The 16,987-nt window shown below is 71.9% G+C and carries 13 protein-coding genes and 1 riboswitch; of the genes, 7 read left to right on the forward strand and 6 right to left on the reverse strand.

From position 1 onward, the window contains the following. Positions 1 to 305 precede the first annotated feature (305 nt). The 6 genes from DTL70_RS33685 to DTL70_RS24020 all read left to right on the forward strand — a co-directional run bounded on the left by DTL70_RS33685 (position 306) and on the right by DTL70_RS24020 (position 8,887). On the forward strand, positions 306 to 482 hold the full coding sequence (locus DTL70_RS33685) for a hypothetical protein (RefSeq protein WP_181861055.1): 177 nt from the start codon (positions 306 to 308) through the stop codon (positions 480 to 482). Continuing rightward, a complete protein-coding gene (locus DTL70_RS24000) occupies positions 479 to 2,740 on the forward strand; it encodes a TOMM precursor leader peptide-binding protein (RefSeq protein WP_114024031.1) in 2,262 nt (753 codons plus the stop codon). Before DTL70_RS33685 ends, DTL70_RS24000 begins: the two co-directional genes overlap by 4 nt. Before the next feature lie 214 nt (positions 2,741 to 2,954). Further along, positions 2,955 to 4,205 (forward strand): sensor histidine kinase, encoded by a 1,251-nt coding sequence (locus DTL70_RS24005; RefSeq protein WP_181861056.1) that lies wholly within the window; start codon positions 2,955 to 2,957, stop codon positions 4,203 to 4,205. Between the two features lie 58 nt (positions 4,206 to 4,263). Continuing rightward, positions 4,264 to 4,869: a response regulator transcription factor gene (locus DTL70_RS24010; protein ID WP_114024033.1), complete on the forward strand. Its 606-nt coding sequence runs from the start codon at positions 4,264 to 4,266 to the stop codon at positions 4,867 to 4,869. A 135-nt stretch (positions 4,870 to 5,004) separates the two neighbouring features. Continuing rightward, positions 5,005 to 7,119, forward strand: a complete 2,115-nt coding sequence (locus DTL70_RS24015; protein WP_114024034.1) for an AAA family ATPase — start codon at positions 5,005 to 5,007, stop codon at positions 7,117 to 7,119. A gap of 64 nt (positions 7,120 to 7,183) precedes the next feature. Then, a complete protein-coding gene (locus tag DTL70_RS24020) occupies positions 7,184 to 8,887 on the forward strand; it encodes a hypothetical protein (RefSeq protein ID WP_114024035.1) in 1,704 nt (567 codons plus the stop codon). 149 nt (positions 8,888 to 9,036) lie between these two features. Here DTL70_RS24020 and DTL70_RS24025 read toward each other — a convergent pair whose 3' ends face one another. After that, positions 9,037 to 9,636 carry a dienelactone hydrolase family protein gene (locus DTL70_RS24025; protein ID WP_114024036.1) on the reverse strand — a complete coding sequence of 200 codons (600 nt, stop codon included), beginning with the start codon at positions 9,634 to 9,636 and terminating at the stop codon, positions 9,037 to 9,039. A gap of 151 nt (positions 9,637 to 9,787) precedes the next feature. Beyond that, positions 9,788 to 10,381, reverse strand: coding sequence for a TetR/AcrR family transcriptional regulator (locus DTL70_RS24030; protein ID WP_114024037.1), 594 nt, complete (start codon positions 10,379 to 10,381; stop codon positions 9,788 to 9,790). A 100-nt stretch (positions 10,382 to 10,481) separates the two neighbouring features. On the opposite strand from DTL70_RS24030, the gene DTL70_RS24035 reads away from it, so the two are divergent. Then, on the forward strand, positions 10,482 to 11,222 hold the full coding sequence (locus tag DTL70_RS24035) for a nitroreductase (protein ID WP_114024038.1): 741 nt from the start codon (positions 10,482 to 10,484) through the stop codon (positions 11,220 to 11,222). A gap of 584 nt (positions 11,223 to 11,806) precedes the next feature. Here the strand turns inward: DTL70_RS24035 and DTL70_RS24040 are convergent. The 4 genes from DTL70_RS24040 to gcvT all read right to left on the reverse strand — a co-directional run bounded on the left by DTL70_RS24040 (position 11,807) and on the right by gcvT (position 16,547). Further along, positions 11,807 to 13,189: an L-serine ammonia-lyase gene (locus tag DTL70_RS24040; RefSeq protein WP_114024039.1), complete on the reverse strand. Its 1,383-nt coding sequence runs from the start codon at positions 13,187 to 13,189 to the stop codon at positions 11,807 to 11,809. Between the two features lie 214 nt (positions 13,190 to 13,403). Continuing rightward, on the reverse strand, positions 13,404 to 14,678 hold the full coding sequence (gene glyA, locus DTL70_RS24045; RefSeq protein WP_114024040.1) for a serine hydroxymethyltransferase: 1,275 nt from the start codon (positions 14,676 to 14,678) through the stop codon (positions 13,404 to 13,406). Between the two features lie 104 nt (positions 14,679 to 14,782). Then, complete coding sequence (gcvH, locus tag DTL70_RS24050; protein WP_114024041.1) at positions 14,783 to 15,163, reverse strand: glycine cleavage system protein GcvH; 381 nt, start codon at positions 15,161 to 15,163, stop codon at positions 14,783 to 14,785. A 253-nt stretch (positions 15,164 to 15,416) separates the two neighbouring features. Then, positions 15,417 to 16,547, reverse strand: coding sequence for a glycine cleavage system aminomethyltransferase GcvT (gcvT, locus tag DTL70_RS24055; protein WP_114024042.1), 1,131 nt, complete (start codon positions 16,545 to 16,547; stop codon positions 15,417 to 15,419). Positions 16,548 to 16,720: 173 nt separating this feature from the next. Beyond that, positions 16,721 to 16,875: riboswitch (glycine riboswitch) on the reverse strand. Between the last annotated feature and the right edge of the window lie 112 nt (positions 16,876 to 16,987).

Below are 16,987 nucleotides of genomic sequence, written 5' to 3' on the forward strand. Positions count from 1 at the left end.
ATGACGTCGTCATGGTCGGGGCCGCGCCGGGCGAGGACCGCGGAGCGACCTCTCGGGGCGAAACAGGACGGTATGTCGGGAAACGAGGTGCGACGTGCCCACGGTGAGAGCGCGGTGCAGCCGGTGGGGAAGTGAAAATCTGATGGATGTGTCCGGGAATTCTTCACCCGACGACCATGAATCGGTGACTGTCCCAGCGCCGGTCGCCCCGCCAGGATCCTGCCGTGCGAGACGCCGCACCAGCACCTGCCGCGTCCCTCGGAACAGCGCGACGACACCTGCCCGAGACCGGAGAGGACCTGCTCATGCCGGACAACACCGTCTCAACGCCCATCGCCGTCCCCGTCACCGCGGACCCGCACCACGACGCGCTCCCGCAGCTCGTCGTGGAACACCTCGGCCACGACGCCGAGGACACGGGCGCCGCCCTGTTCACCTTCACCGCCACCCCAGCCCCCGGCGTGGAGCCCGCCTTCGCATGACGGCCACCACGGGGGAAGCAGGACTGGTGGAGTTCAAAAGCCACCTCGGATGCACGGTGGTGCCCGGCGAGGCCGCCTACCTGGTCTCCCACTCGGGGACCACCGCACTGCGCGGCCCGCAGGCAGAGATCCTCGCGCCGCTGCTCGACGGAACCCGCACCCCCGACGGCGTCGCCCGGGACGCCGCGGCGTCACTGACCGCCGCCGAGGTGAGCGACGCGCTACGCGTCCTGGGCGACGCCGGACTCCTCAGATACCGGACCCCGGCCGGTCGCACGCCCTGCGACCGGGCCACCGAGGCCTACTGGGACCTGGCCGGGCTGGACGGGGCCCGGGCGGTCGAGGAGACCGCCCGCGCGTCCGTGCGCCTCGTCGCGCTGCCCGGCGTGTCCTCCGACACGGTCCGGGAGGCGTGCCGCGCCACGGGGCTGCGGGTCACCGACTCCACGCGGGAGGCCGCGCTCGGCCTCGTCCTGTGCGACGACTACCTCGCACCAGGACTGAGCACGGTGGACGCCGAACACCGGGCCGCCCGACGCCCCTGGCTGCTGGCCCGGCTGGGCGGGCCAGAGCCGTGGATCGGCCCGTTCTTCCGGCCGGACGACGGGCCGTGCTGGTCCTGCCTGGCCGCCCGGTTGCGCGGCCACCGGCAGGCCGAACCCACCGTGCGGGGAGCCGGGCACCTCTGCCGACCGGAGGCCGCCCTGAGCGCGGGCAGCGCGCTGGCCGTGCAGACGGCCGTGCTGGAGGCGGTCAAGTGGACGGCCGGCTACCGCGGCGCCGAACAGGACGCCGTGCGCACCCTCGATCTGCTCGGGCTGCGGGTCGGCACCCACCCGGTGTCCCGTCGGCCGCAGTGCGCGGTGTGCGGTGATCCCCAGCTCGTCGGCGCCCGCGGCTGGCACCCGCCGCGACTGCGCAGCACGCCCAGGGCCGAGGCCGGCCCGAGCGGTGGCCACCGCGCCCTGACCGCCGAGCGGATGCTGGAGCGGTACGAGCACCTGGCCGACCCGGTCACCGGCGTGGTCGCCCGGCCCCGCCGCGCCCCGGGCGCTCCGGACTTCGCCCAGGTCTACGTCTCCGGACGGAACCTGGCCATGGCGGCGGCAGGGTCCGCCTCCGGAGTGCGCGCGCTCAGCGGCGGCAAGGGTCTCACCTCCGCGGAAGCCCGGGCCGGCGCCCTGGGCGAGGCGGTCGAGCGCTACAGCGGCACCCGGCACGGCGACGAGCCGGCGGTCCGCGACAGCCTCCGGGGCCTGGGCGAGGCGGCGCTGCACCCCAACGCCGTACAGCTCTACCACGATCGGCAGTTCAGGGACCGCGCCGCCTGGAACGCCGGGCGCTCGCCCTTCGCCTGGGTCCCCGAGCGGTTCGACCCGAGCGCGCCGGTCGACTGGACCCCGCTGTGGTCCCTGGCCACCGGCACGCACCGGCTGCTGCCGAGCAGCATGCTCTACTTCTCCGCCCCAGCCGGCGCCCGGGGGGAGCCGCTCGCCGACTCCAACGGCAACGCCGCCGGCAGCAGCTTCGAGGACGCGGCACTCCAAGGCCTGCTGGAACTGGTCGAACGCGACGCGGTGGCCCTGTGGTGGTACAACCGCACGCGCCAGCCGGCCGTCGACCTCGACGCCTTCGCCGAGCCGTACCTGGAGCGCCTCCGGCACGGCTACCGCCGCGTGTCCCGCGAGATCTGGGCGCTCGACCTCACCTCGGACCTGGGCCTTCCCGTGGTGGCCGCGCTCTCCCGGCGTACCGACAAGCCCTCCCAGGACATCGTCTTCGGGTTCGGCGCACACTTCGACCCGCGGATCGCGCTGCGCCGGGCCCTGACGGAGATGGGGCAACTGCTCCCCGCCGTCGGCGACGCCCGCCGCGACGGGACGGGATACCGCGTCGAGCACCCGCAGGCGCTTCAGTGGTGGCGCCACGAGACGGTGACCAGCCAGCCGTACCTGCTGCCCGCCGCCGAACAGGAGCCCCGCACCCCGCACTTGTGGGACCACACGCCCACGACGGACCTGCGCGACGCCATCACGACGGCCACCGCGCTGCTCACCGCACGCGGCATGGACGTGCTGGTGCTCGACCAGACGCGCCCGGACCTCGGACTGCCCGTGGCCAAGGTGGTGGTTCCCGGGCTGCGGCACTTCTGGGCAAGGTACGCGCCCGGACGCCTCTACGACGTTCCGGTCGCGCTGGGACGGCTCGCGGAGCCGACACCGTACGCCCGGCTCAATCCGGTACCGCTGTTCGTCTGACACCCGTCGCGCCGGTGACCGGCACGGGAGTTGCCCTCGGGGCGGCGTGAGTGAAGCGGGGGAGTAATTTCTACGGAAGGGGCTGATGTGAAACAGGTCATCCGCGTAAAGTCTTGCGGACGAGCGTTCGGGCCCTGACAGCAGGCTCCGGTCCTGGAGCGTCCGGAAAATCCCCCCTCGCGAGCGCTCCCGAAGGAACAGGAGTATGCGGAGGATGCGAAGCGACGCTCAGCCGGACACCGCGGCGACCCGCGTCCGATGGTGGAGCACCACCCCCGCTCCACGGCTCGCCCGGGCCATCCTGCTGGCCGCACTCTCCTGCTATCTCGGCATCACGGCGATCAACATCCTCAGCGTCGGGCCGTCGACACCCGCGCTGGTCACCGGACTTGTCACGCTCGCGGCCGTCTTCGTGCTGCAACTCCTGCACTGCCGGCCGGGGGCGGCCCGGGCCCCGCTCTGGTCGAGGGTGGCCACCCTCACGGCGCAGGGCCTGCTCACGTTCCTGCCGCTGGCCTCCTTCGGCATCATGTGGGGCGCCATGGCCGGCTTCCTGGGCGGCTCGCTGCTGCTCCTGCTGCCGCCGCGGGTCGGCTGGCCGCTGTACGGCCTGACGGGGCTGAGCCTGCTGGTGCCCGGCTTACTGCAGAAGATGTCCGTCGTCGACCTGCTGTACATGTGCCAGACCACCCTGCTCACCGGACTGGTCACCTACGGCCTCACCCGGCTCTCCACGCTGGTGGAGGAGGTCTACGCCGCCCGCCCCGAGATCGCCCGGTTGGCGGCGAACAGCGAACGCCTGCGCCTGGCCCGCGACCTGCACGACCTGCTCGGCTACAGCCTCTCGGTGATCGTGCTCAAGAGCGAGCTGCTGCAGCGGCTCGTCCGCGCGCAGCACGAACTGGCCGACCAGGAGGTGGAGGAGGTCCTGACCATCTCCCGCCAGGCGCTGGCCGATGTACGGCGCGTGGCGCAGGGCTACCGCGACATGTCGCTCGCCTCCGAGATCTCGCTGGCCCGTTCGGTGCTCGACGCCGCGGACGTCGAGACGGACGTGGTCCTCGACCCCGCCGTCGAGGAGATCGACGCCCGGTCGCGCACCGTGCTGGCCACGGTGCTCCGTGAGGGAGTCACCAATCTCCTGCGGCACAGCAAGGCCACCCGCTGCGGCGTCACCGCGGTGATCGACCAGGGCACCGCACGGCTCACGCTGCTCAACGACGGAACGGTCGCCGACTACCGCGATCCCGCACCGGACAGCGGCAACGGTCTGAGCAACCTGCGGCAGCGTCTGAGCGAGGTCGGCGGCAGACTCATCACCGAGAGAGACAGCGAGGCGACGACGGACCACGAGGGCTGGTTCCGGCTGGTCGCGGAGGTGCCCGTCGCGACCGAGGCGCGGCCCGCAGCGGGCGGCGGAAAACCCGCATTGATGCCCAATCAGGCGCTTTCGGGAGGCTGTTAGCATGATCTGCTGAGCAGCACGAGTGGCTGCCTGTCGAACAGTCATGGGGGGACTTTCGATGATTCGTGTCCTGCTCGCCGAGGACATGCACATGATGCGTGCGGCGCTGGTGGCGCTGCTGGACCTCGAACACGATCTGAAGGTCGTGGTCAGCGTGGAACGCGGTGACGAGATACTCACCGCGGCACGCGAGCACCTGCCCGACGTCGCAGTCATCGACATCGATCTGCCCGGCATCGACGGCCTGAGCGCGGCCCAGCAGCTCCACGAGCGCGTACCGCTCTGCCGCACCCTGATCCTCACCACCCTCGGCCGCCCCGGCACGCTCCGCCGGGCGATGGCGGCGAAGGTGTCCGGCTACCTGCTCAAGGACGCCCCGCCGCAGGAACTCGCACAGGGCATCCGCAAGGTGGCGGCAGGCCAGCGCGCGATCGACTCCGAACTCGCCCTCGCCGTATGGGGCAGCGAGGACAGCCCCCTCACCTCCCGCGAAACGGAGGTGCTCCGGCTCGCCGCACAGGGGGCGGACGCCGCCGAAATCGCGAAACGACTGCGGCTGACCGCCGGTACGGTGCGCAATTACCTGACCACGGTCGTCAGCAAGCTCCAGGCCCGCAACCGGGTCGACGCCATCCGTATCGCCCAGGACTCCGGCTGGATCTGAGCCCGCGCGGCCAGCCGGCCGGCGGGGGCGCGGCCGGGAAGAGGAGATGCCCATCAGCGGAATCGGTCTCGGCCCCGCCAGGAGAGCCAAGGCATACCCTGTTGGTCGCCGCATGGGGCATCGGAGGGAGCGCGGGTGAACGAGCAGGGCGCGAGTGGCGACGTCACGCGGAATCTCGTCACGGGTCGGGCGGTGATCCACGGGTCGGTGATCCAGGCGAACCGCATCGAGGCGCTGAACCTTCCGGCCTACGAGCCGCCCCGCCCCCGGCAGGTGCCCCCGCTCACGCGGGACTTCGTCAATCGGGACCGGGAGCTCGCCGAGCTGGATGCGGCGGCCGCCGCGGCCGTGTCGGGCCAGGGGCCGCGCATCGTCCTGCTGTCGGGACTCGGCGGCATCGGCAAGACCGAGCTGCTGTCCCGTTGGACGGGCTCCGACCACCACCTGCGGTGGTTCCCCCAAGGGCAGTTGTACGTGGACCTGGAGGAGCTGCGGCAGGACGGCGCTGCTGACGTGTGCGCGGTCCTGAGAGACTTCCTGCTCGATCTGGGCGTCCACCCGGACGTGGTGCCGCACGAGCGCAGGCGCCTGTCGTCGCTGTATCGGTCCGTCTCCGCGAACGGCGGTCTGCTGGTGGTGGTCGACAACGCTCAGCATGCCGCCGAGGTGCGCGGTCTGGTGCCGAGCACGGGGCTCCTGGTCGTCACCAGCCGCAGACTGCTGCCGGCGCTGGTGGCGCGGGACGGAGCTCACCCGATCTCTGTCGACCCCCTGGACGAGCGTGCCGCCTCCCGGCTGATGGCCGGACTGCGGCGTGCGCAGCCGTCTCGGGAGGACGCCACCGCGCGCGAAGCACTGCCGGAAGGGGCCTCGGTGGTCCTGGCCCGGCTGTGCGACGGGATGCCGCTCGCCCTCCTGACGGTCGGCGAATGGCTCGCCGCCCGCTCCCACCTCGACCTCGACCTCGACGAGACGCTGCGCTCCTTCGGGCCCGAGCGCATGCTGACCGCGGTCTCCGGCGACGGGAGCCCGTCGATGAGCGCCATCCTCGACACGGTCCACGCGCAACTCCCCGCCTCCGCCCAGCGGTTGTACGCGCTCCTGGGCGCCGCCGAGCTGGTCAGCTTCACGACGCCGCTGGTCCGTTCCGTGGTCGGCGACCAGGCGGACGACGCGGTGGGCGCCCTGTACCGCTCTCACCTCCTCACCGGCACCGCGAACCCCGGTCGCTTCCGCCCGCACGATCTCGTGCGGGCCCATGCCCGAGCCCTCGCCGTACGACTGCCCGAGGAGGAGCGGCGGTCACTCGCTTTTGCCGCGGCGGCCTTCTACGCCACCGCGGCCGCGCACGCCGACCGGCTCACCCTGGGCGAGGCGCGCTTCCGTCTCCAGGAGCCGCCCGGACCGCTGCCTCCCGGCCTGTTCGAGACCGGTGCCCAGGCCCTGGACTGGCTGGACGGCGAGCGGGGCAATCTGCTCCCTGTGGTGCGGGCAGCCATGACGCACGAGCGGTACGACGAGGTGTGGCGGCTGTGCGAGTCCCTGTGGGCGTGGTTCCACAGCCGGAGGCCGTACGCGGTCTGGCGGCCTGTGCAGGAGTGCGGTGTCGAGGCCGCACAGTGGGCCGGCCGCCGGGACGCCGAGATCCGGATGCGCAACCAGCTCGCCCGCCACGACTACCACAAGGGCCTGTACGACTCGGCCGAACAGCAACTGTCCGTCGCCGGCACGCTCTGCGAGGTCATCGGCCGTCCGGTGCTGAGCGGCATGGTGCACGAGACCCGCGGCCTGATCGCCCTCGCCCAGGAGCGGCATGCGGACGCTCTCCCGCTGTTCCGCCAGGCCCTCCACGCGAACGAGCAGGCCGACGACCGCCACGGTGTGACCGTCCAGACCTACAACCTGGCGCAGGCCCACGTCGCCGCCGGTGACTTCGCCGCCGCGCTCACCCTCCTGGAGGAGGCCGCGGACCGCGCCGCCGGCTCGACGATGCTCACGCGCATCGAGCTGGTCCGCGCCAGGGCCCTGCGGGGCCTCGGCTCCATGGAGGCGGCGCTGGAGGCCGCCGTCACCGGGGCCGAACAGTCGGCCGCGCTGGGCTGGCACACCAAACTGGACGAGGCTCTCGCGTTCCTGACCGGCCTGGCCGGCGACGCCGACACCGCTGAGGATTCACGGTTGCGCCGTGCATGCGATGCGAAACTGCGGGAGCTGCGCCAGATCGTGGGCGCCGTCCCGGACGGTGACTGACCCAGACAGCCAGCCGCCCGACCGCCCGCCCCAGTCGATTCGCCGTCCGGAGTACTCCTTGTCGATGCTGTCGTTCCCGTGGCTGCCCCGCACCCGTGCTGCCCGGTCGCGGCTCCCGCGCTGGAACACCTACCCGGCGCGGGCTTCGGTCCTCGGCGTAGCCCGTACCCTCACCTCGGCCACCCGGGTCCTGGACGTCATGCGGCTGCTGCGCCCCGAGGACGGCATCGACAAGTACTGCACGGTGAATCCGGGTTCCGCCTTCGCGGAGGGGCTCGCCGAGTACCTGGGACGTACCGGAGTCCGGGTGCTCGACTGGCGGGAGGCCACGCGCGGCAGGTTCGACCTCGCCGTCTCCTGCTCGGTGCACCCCTCGATGCGGCGGTTGGACGCGCCCCTCATGGTGCTCCCGCACGGAGCCGGCTACAACCGGCTCGTGACCGAGTCGACCGGGGACACGGTCTCACCTGCCGGCCTGTCGCGCCGCGAACTCACCCACCGCGGCAGAGTGATCCCCTCCGTCATCGGGCTCTCGCACCGAGAGCAGCTGACCAGGCTCGCGCGCTCCTGTCCGGAGGCTGTGCCCTACGCCGAGGTCGTCGGCGACTGGAGCTTCCAGCGGATCCTGCACAGCCTGCCGCACCGTGACGAGTACAAGGCCCGACTCGGCGCGGGCGGTGGGCGCCGACTGGTCGTACTGCACTCGACCTGGAGCGAACACTCCCTGCTGGGACAGCACCCCGACCTGCCGCTGGACCTCGTCTCCCAGCTCCCGGCCGACGAGTTCGCCGTCGCCGCTGTACTGCACCCCAACGTATGGGCACGGCACTCGCCGCTCGGCGTGTACGAGCGGGTCGCCAAGGCCATGGACGCCGGCCTGCGCATGATCCCTCCCGAAGAGGGCTGGCGCGCGGCGGTCGTCGCGGGTGACTGGGTGATCGGCGACCACGGCAGCACGACGTTCTACTCCGCGGCGGCCAACCGCGTCACGCTGCTGGCCGCCACAGGGCTGGACGAGCTGGACCCGGACTCGCCCACCGCCGCCTTCGCACGGCAGGCCCCGCGCCTCGATCCGCACGGTGACCTGTACGCCCAACTGCTGTCGGCCGAGCAGCGGTACGACCCGGAGGCGCTGCGCCCCCTCATCGACTCCCAGCTCGGAGAGGTGGCCCAATCCGACGTCCTGACCCGGGACCACATGTACCGGCTCCTCGACGTGCCGTCCCCGACGGCGCCCCCCGACCCTGACCCCGTTCCGCCACCGCTTCCCCGGCAGGGCCGCCCGCCGACAACCTACGACGTGACCGGCAGCGCACACGGTGACGGCGTCGTGGAGGTACAGCGCCGCCCCGTGATCCCGGGCCACCACCGCGAGGCCCGCGGGTTCTATGCCGCCGCGGTCGAGCAGAGCCATCCGAGCCGGCTCGGCTCGGCCGAGGTGGTGGCCCGCACGGCCACCGACTCGGCCACCGACACCCCCGCGGCGGACTGGCTGCTGACGGCCCCCGACGACTTCCCCGATCAGGACGTGCTGGTCGCCGCGATCGACGAAGCCTGCGCGCTCGTCCGACTGCGGGAGGGCCCCGTCCTCGAGGCGTACACCCGACGCCCCTGGGGCGCCGCCCGCCCCAGCCTCGACCCCCTCCTCCTCGGCTCCGCCCTCCACCTCTGGCTCGTGGCAGGCGGCACCCCGGGGCGCCTCGTCGAAGGTCTCCTGATCCGAACCGGACGCCGCCACATGCAGGTCGGCTTCAGCGCCGCGCCCTGACGATCAAGCCCGTTCCGATCAAGCCCGTTCCGACCGGAGACGAACCGGACGCGAGATCCACCTCGCCCCTCAGCCCTTGCGACTCCGCGGAAGCCCTCTCCAGCCGCTGCTGCTGGACGCTGACCCGGTCGGCAACCAGCCGCTCGGACTCATGGTGGTGGTCCCGCAGTCACATTGACGCGGTCGAGGAAGCCGAGCACCCGATGGCTGACCTGCTCTGCGGCCTGTTCGTCGTAGGACGGCAGGCTGCTGTCGGTGAACAGGTGCCTGCCGCCGGGGTAGAGGAACAGTTCGGCATCCGTCACCGTCTCGACGAGCGCACGGGCGGCGTCCACGTCGCCCTCCCCGGCGAAGAACGGATCCGCGTCCATGCCGTGGATCTGAACCGGGACGTCCCGGGGCCAGGCGCCGCCGAACTCCGAGATCGGTACGCATGCCTCGAGCAGTAGTGCGCCCCTTGCGCCGGGGCGGGTCTGGGCCAGCTTCTGCGCCGGCAGGACGCCGAGCGAGAACCCGACGTAGACGAGCTCCGCAGGCAGCTCCTCGGCGGCGGCGGTTCCGCGCGCGATGATCGTGTCGAACCCGGCGTTCTCGGCGTAGCCGGCGCCCTCCTCGAGGCTGTCGAACAACTGCCCCTCGTACAGGTCTGGGGCGTGGACGGTGTGTCCGGACCGTCGCAGCAGCTCGGCGAACTCGCGAACACCGGCGGTCAGCCCGTGCCCGTGGTGGAGGACCAGCACCTCAGCCATGTTGCTCCCCTCGTGCTGCGGTACCCGGGTGGCGCCGCGGCACGAGTATGGCCCGCAGCGCTGACATCCGCGGGCTTCGACCGGACTCGCGGTCGAGCGGCGGAATCTTCGCATCAGGCGCCAGGCATACCGAGCGACCCGGTGGGGCCTGTCAGATCGTGGTCGGCAGCGCGCTTTCCAGGAGGATCTCTGCCGCTGTCCGCGCGTGCCGGCCGTAGTCCGACTCGCCCAGCACCATGGCGCGGCTGGCGGCGCCGTCCGCGAGGGTCACGAGTTGCTCGGCGAGGACGGCGGGCTCGCGGCAGCCCAGTTGCGCTACCAGGTCGGTCACCAGCCGCACCATCAGCAGTTTCTGTTCGCGGGCGTAGGAGTGGACCGCGTTTTGGGGGTCGGGGAACTCCGCGGCGGCGTCGATGAACGGGCAGCCGCGTACGGGATCCGTGCCGGTCGGTGGCGGGTCGAACAGTGCGAGGATGCGCTCCTTGGCGGGGAGGTCCTCGCGTGCCAGCACGCCCTCCAGGGTGCGTCCCGTCGAGGAGAGGTCCTTGAGATGGGCGAGGACCAGCTCGTCTTTGGCTCTGAAGTGCGCGTAGAGGGTGCGCTTGGACACCGGCGCCCGCTCCGCGATCTGCTCCATGCCGGTCGCGTTGATCCCTTGGGCCGCGAACAGTCCGGCCGCGGCGGCCAGGATGCGCTCCCGCCCTCCGCGCCCCGGCCGTCGAGACGCCGTCGTCATCGTGGTCATGACGTAAGTATACGTTCTCGTTTACTTCGGAGGGGGTGGCTGGCTATAGTGTGCCCAGGTAAACGATTACGTTTACTTTGGTGATCCTGAGGAGAGTTCCATGAGCGGACCGGTCTTCACCCGGACACGCACGAGCGAGGCGTCCACCGGCGGGACACAGCCGGGCGGGACGCGAACGTCGGAGTACGCCGAGCAGCTGATCCGCGGGCGCCGCGCGACCCGCGCATTCCGTCCCGACCCGGTACCCGAGGACACTCTGCGCGAGGTCTTCTCCCTGGCCGGCACCGCGCCGTCCAATTCCAACGCGCAGCCGTGGCGGGTCGAGGTGGTCGGTGGCGCACGGCGAGACCGTCTGGCCGACGCCCTGCGAACGGCCCACGCCGAGCGGCGGGTCACGGCCGACTACCCGTACTCCGAGGACATGTACGCCCCCGTCCACCGGGAACGGCGGGCCGCCTTCGGTGCCGGTCTGTACGGAGCGCTGGGCATCGGCCCCGACGACCACCCGGCTCGCGCGGCCTACGACGCGGAAAGTCTGGGCTTCTACGGGGCGCCCCATGCCGCGTTCCTGTTCGTCACCGGCGACGGCGGGCCGCGACTGGCCGCCGACGCCGGCGCTTACCTGCAGACGCTGCTGCTGGCCATGACCGGCTACGGCGTGGCCAGTTGCCCGCAGGGCCTGCTCAGCTTCTACGCCGACACCGTCCGCGATCAACTCGGAGTGGACGAGGGGAAGCTGCTTGTGGGCGTCTCCTTCGGCTACGCCGACGAGAACGCGCCGGTGAACCGGATCGCGGCCGGCCGGGCGGAACTGGAGGAAACCACCACATTCCGCACCTAGGGTCGGTCCCGGAAGCGCAGGTCACAACCGGTTGTTGAGGGCTGCGACCGACCCCACCGGGCGGCTCACGCCGCGGATCCCCTTTTCGCGCGCGCCGGCGGCGGAACAGGTCGTAGACCCGGTCCCATGGGCCGTACCGCTCGGGGACGTCCCGCCCGGGCACGCCACGCCCAGTCGATGCCGATGCTCGACGATTCGATCGTGCACATCGCGCTGCCGAGTATCCAGCGGGTGGGGTTTCGTGATGCGCAAGAGTGCTCAGACCACACGCGGGTTCACGGTGGTGGCATCGGCACCGGGCGACATCGGGTCGGCGGACTACCGCAACCGGCATGACCATCGGCAGCGAGGCCCGCGAGTCCCGTGGCCGTCCGTCTACGGCGCCGGTGGCTCAAGGCCCCGGCGCCGTAGAGCCGACTCTCGACGAGCTGGCTCGCCGCTGCCCGGCCTCGAAGGCGACGCTCTCCCGGGCTGCCCGTCACCGGCCGGTCCGCCAACGACATCCCGGGGATTTTTCGCCGTACAGAAGAGCAAGCCCGTGACAGAGCTGAAAGGAGCAAAGCGCCTGGTCAGAGCCGCTGCGCTCAGCACTCGATGACGTTGACCGCGAGGCCGCCGCGCGCGGTCTCCTTGTACTTGACCTTCATGTCGGCCCCGGTCTCGCGCATCGTCTTGATGGCCTTGTCGAGGGAGACGTGGTGGCGGCCGTCGCCGCGCAGGGACATGCGGGCGGCGGTGACGGCCTTGACCGCGGCCATGCCGTTCCGCTCGATGCAGGGGATCTGTACGAGGCCGCCGACCGGGTCGCAGGTCAGGCCGAGGTTGTGTTCGATGCCGATCTCGGCCGCGTTCTCCACCTGTTCGGGGCTGCCCCCGAGGATCTCGGCGAGGCCTCCCGCGGCCATGGAGCACGCCGAGCCGACCTCGCCCTGGCAGCCGACCTCGGCACCGGAGATCGAGGCGTTCTCCTTGAAGAGCATGCCGATGGCGCCCGCGGCGAGCAGGAAGCGGACCACGGCGTCGTCGTCCGTGCCGGGCACGAAGTGGTGGGCGTAGTGCAGGACGGCGGGGATGATGCCGGCCGCGCCGTTGGTCGGCGCGGTCACCACCCGGCCGCCCGCCGCGTTCTCCTCGTTGACGGCCATCGCGTAGAGGGTCGTCCACTCCATGGAGTGGGCCTGCGTCTGGCCCTCCGCCCGCAGTTGGCGGGCCGAGGTGGCGGCGCGGCGGCGCACCTTGAGGCCGCCGGGGAGAATGCCCTCCTGGGACAGGCCGCGGGAGACGCACTCCCGCATCACCTGCCAGATCTCCAGCAGACCTGCCCGGATCTCCTCCTCGCCGCGCCAGGCCTTCTCGTTCTCCAGCATCAGCCGGGAGACCGACAGGCCCGTCTCCCGGGTCAGCCGCAGCAGTTCGTCTCCGGTACGGAAGGGGTGGCGCAGGACGGTGTCGTCGAGCACGATGCGGTCCTCGCCCACCGCGTCCTCGTCGACGACGAATCCGCCGCCCACCGAGTAGTAGGTCTTCTCCAGCAGCGGGGTGCCCGTCTCGTCGTAGGCGAAGAGCGTCATGCCGTTGGCGTGGTACGGCAGCGAGCGGCGCCGGTGGAGGATCAGCTGGGAGCGCTCGTCGAAGGCGATCTCGTGCGCGTCCCCTATCTCGGTGGCCAGCAGGCGCAGCCGGCCGTCCTCGCGGATGCGGGCCACCCGCTCGTCCGCCGTCTCGACGTCCACCGAGCGCGGTGATTCGCCCTCCAGGCCCAGCAGCACGGCTTTGGGCGTGCCGTGGCCGTGGCCCGTCGCCCCGAGGGAGCCGAACAGCTCGGCGCGCACCGAGGCGGTGTGCGCCAGCGCGCCCTCGTTCTTCAGGCGCCGCGCGAACATACGCGCGGCGCGCATGGGGCCGACCGTGTGGGAGCTGGACGGTCCGATGCCGATGGAGAAGAGGTCGAAGACCGAGATTGCCATGGTGCGGCTCTCCTTGCCCTTGTGGGGCGAGTGGGATTGCTGGGGCGCGACTCGGGGCGGGTCGCTGGGTGGGCACGTGCGCGTCGGGTCGCGGGCCGGCACGGGTGCGGGGTGGCACGCGCGGGTGCCGGGTGCCCGGCGGGGCCGGCCCGAACCCCGGCCGCCGAAGCGTCCGGGGCGGGCCGGGCCCGTTGTGGTGTGCTGTGTGCCGGTGCTACTTGCCCAGGCCCGGGTACAGCGGGTGCTTGTCGGCGAGGGCGGACACCCGCGCGGCGAGGGTCTTGCTCTTCGCCTCGTCGAAGCCCGGCAGCAGGGCTTCGGCGATGACGTCGGCGACCTCGGTGAAGTCCTCGTCCTGGAAGCCGCGGGTCGCCAGCGCGGGCGTCCCGATGCGCAGCCCCGAGGTCACCATGGGCGGACGCGGGTCGTTGGGGACGGCGTTGCGGTTGACGGTGATGCCGATCTCGTGCAGCCGGTCCTCGGCCTGCTGCCCGTCGAGCTCGCTGTGGCGCAGGTCGACGAGGACGAGGTGGACGTCGGTGCCGCCGGAGAGGACGGAGACGCCCGCGTCGGTGGTGTCCTGGCGCAGCAGGCGCTCGGCGAGGATGCTCGCGCCGGACAGGGTGCGGCGCTGGCGGTCCTTGAACTCGTCGGAGGCGGCGACCTTGAAGGCGACGGCCTTCGCGGCGATCACGTGTTCGAGCGGGCCGCCCTGCTGCCCGGGGAAGACCGCCGAGTTGATCTTCTTGGCGTGCTCCTTCTTCGACAGGATCACGCCGCCGCGCGGGCCGCCGAGGGTCTTGTGCGTGGTCGTGGTCACCACGTCCGCGTACGGCACCGGGCTGGGGTGCAGCCCCGCGGCGACGAGACCGGCGAAGTGCGCCATGTCGACCATCAGCAGCGCGTCCACCTCGTCCGCGACGCGGCGGAAGGCGGCGAAGTCGAGCTGGCGCGGGTAGGCGGACCAGCCCGCGACGATCAGCCGCGGACGGTGCTCCTTGGCCAGCCGCTCGACCTCCTCCATGTCGACCCGGCCGGTCTCCTCGTCGACCTTGTAGGCGACGACGTTGTAGAGCTTGCCGGAGAAGTTGATCTTCATCCCGTGGGTGAGGTGCCCGCCGTGCGCCAGGTCCAGGCCCATGATTGTGTCGCCCGGCTTGAGCAGCGCGAACATCGCCGCGGCGTTGGCCTGGGCGCCCGAGTGCGGCTGCACGTTGGCGGCCTCGGCGTCGAACAGCGCCTTGATCCGGTCCCTGGCCAGGGTCTCGACGACGTCGACGTACTCGCAGCCGCCGTAGTAGCGGCGGCCCGGGTAGCCCTCGGCGTACTTGTTGGTGAGCACCGAACCCTGCGCCTCCATCGAGGCAACCGGGGCGAAGTTCTCCGAGGCGATCATCTCGAGGGTGGACTGCTGACGGTGGAGTTCGGCGTCGACGGCGGCGGCGACGTCGGGGTCGACTTCGTGGAGAGAGCCGTTCAGAAGCGACATGGAAGAACCATCCCTGGGGAAAATGGCGGGCGGGCAAGCTGCCTCGGGCGACCGAGGCCGGCCTCGGCCCACCCGGGACCGAGGCCGAGACCGGGACCTGAGCCTCAGGCGCCTGAGGCGAAGGTGGCGTACTCGTCGGCCGTGAGCAGGTCGTCCGGCAGCTCGGAGACCTTCACCTTGAACAGCCAGCCGCCCTCCAGCGGGGCGGAGTTGACCAGCGCGGGATCGTCCACGACGTCCTGGTTGACCTCGGTGACCTCGCCGGAGGCGGGGGAGTAGAGGTCGCTGACGGACTTGGTGGACTCCAGCTCGCCGCAGGTCTCGCCTGCGGTGACGTCCTCGCCGACCTCGGGAAGCTGGACGAAGACCACATCGCCGAGCGCGTTCGCGGCGTGCTCGGTGATGCCGACCGTCGCCACGCCGTCCTCGGCGTGCGACAGCCACTCGTGCTCCTTGCTGAAGCGGAGCTGCTCGGGGTTGCTCATGGGTCGATTCTCCCGGATGCGGTAGGTGGGAAGGAAAGCGGTCTTGGCAGGTGAACACCGCCTGCCGGCCGCGGGGCCACGGAGCCCCTGCGGCGGGGGCCCGGCCGGAGCGGCCCCCGGCCCTGCCCCGCCCTGGCCGCGTCACGCGGTGCCGGGTGGGTGGCGTGCGGCCCGGCAGGCGCCCCCGCACGGGCTTCGCGCGCCCGGCGCACGCGGGCCGCGCGGGCGCGTCGCCGCGCTGGGGACCGGCGCGCTAGCCCCGCTTGTAGAAGGGCAGCGCGACGACCTCGTACGGTTCGTGGGAGCCGCGGATGTCGACGGCCACGCCCTCCGTGCCCGGGGCCGCGACCGCCGCGTCCACGTACGCCATCGCGATCGGCTTGCCCAGCGTCGGCGACGGCGCGCCCGAGGTGACCTCGCCCACGACGGAACCGTCCGAGGCGACCACCGGGTAGCCGGCGCGCGGCACCCGCCGGCCCTCGGCGACGAGTCCCACCAGCTTCCGCGGCGGCGCGTCCTCGGCCTTCCGCGCGGCCGCTGCCAGCGCGTCCCGGCCCACGAAACGCCCCTCGTTGGTGGCCTTCTCGAACTTGACGATCCTGCCGAGACCCGCGTCGAAGGGCGTCAGGGACGTGGACAGCTCGTGCCCGTACAGCGGCATGCCCGCCTCCAGGCGGAGCGTGTCGCGGCAGCTGAGCCCGCACGGCACCAGGCCCGCGTCCTCGCCTGCCGCGGTGAGCGCCTCCCACACGGCCACGGCGTCCTCGGGCGCGACGAACAGCTCGAAACCGTCCTCACCCGTGTACCCCGTACGGGCGATGAGCGCGGGCTTGTCGGCCACCATGTCGCGCTCGCCCGCGTAGTAGCGCAGACCGTCGACGTCGAAGGCCGTCAGCTGCTTGAGGATGCCGGCCGCGGCCGGGCCCTGGACGGCGATGAGGGCGTAACCCTCGCGGTCGTCGCGCACCTCGGCGCCGAAACCGTCCTGCCGCTCGCGCAGCGCGTCCAGCACCGTCTGGGCGTTCGCCGCGTTCGCGACGACCAGGTACTCCTGGTCGTCCAGCCGGTAGACGATCAGGTCGTCGAGGATGCCGCCGTCCTCGTCGCAGAGCATGGTGTAGCGGGCACGGCCCACGGCCAGCTTCGAGAGATTGCCGACCAGCGCGAAGTCCAGCAGCTGCGCGGCCTGCGGCCCGGTGAGGGTGATCTCGCCCATGTGCGAGAGGTCGAAGAGCCCCGCGGCGGAGCGCACGGCGAGGTGCTCCTCGCGCTCGCTGCCGTAGCGCAGCGGCATGTCCCAGCCGGCGAAGTCGGTCATGGTGGCGCCCAGGGCACGGTGCGTGGCGTCCAGCGCGGTCGTGCGGGTGGCCGATGGGTCGGTCATTCAGGCTCCCAGGTCCCGGAAAGGGGTGTGACGCTGATGTCCTCCCCATCTGTCATCGGAACCTGAGAGGTTCGCCGACAGCCCCGCCGGAAGGCGGAGCGCGGCTTGCACCTTGGGTGGAACCACCGGCCCGCACAGAGCATGAGAGACGGTGGTCCGCTTTTCAGATCTGCCTCGCCCGCACGGTATCGGGGCCTGAGAGATTCAAGGGAGGATCTTGCTCCTTCGGCGCCCTGGCGTGCGGCGTCGCGTCCCGCTCGCGGGCCCTCAAGAGGCCCTGCTCGCGGTTTCGCGCCCTGCTCGCCGGGGACTCTCCCGCGCGGGTTCGAACGGCCGGTATGCAGTTGGTCCGCACATCATCGCACGGGTGAGCGGGCTGTGGCTGCCCCCGAGCGGAAGCCGTTCACCTTGAATCGCATTACCTTTTCTTTACACTTGGC

The organism is Streptomyces diacarni, from assembly GCF_003323715.1.
Lineage (GTDB): Bacteria > Actinomycetota > Actinomycetes > Streptomycetales > Streptomycetaceae > Streptomyces > Streptomyces diacarni.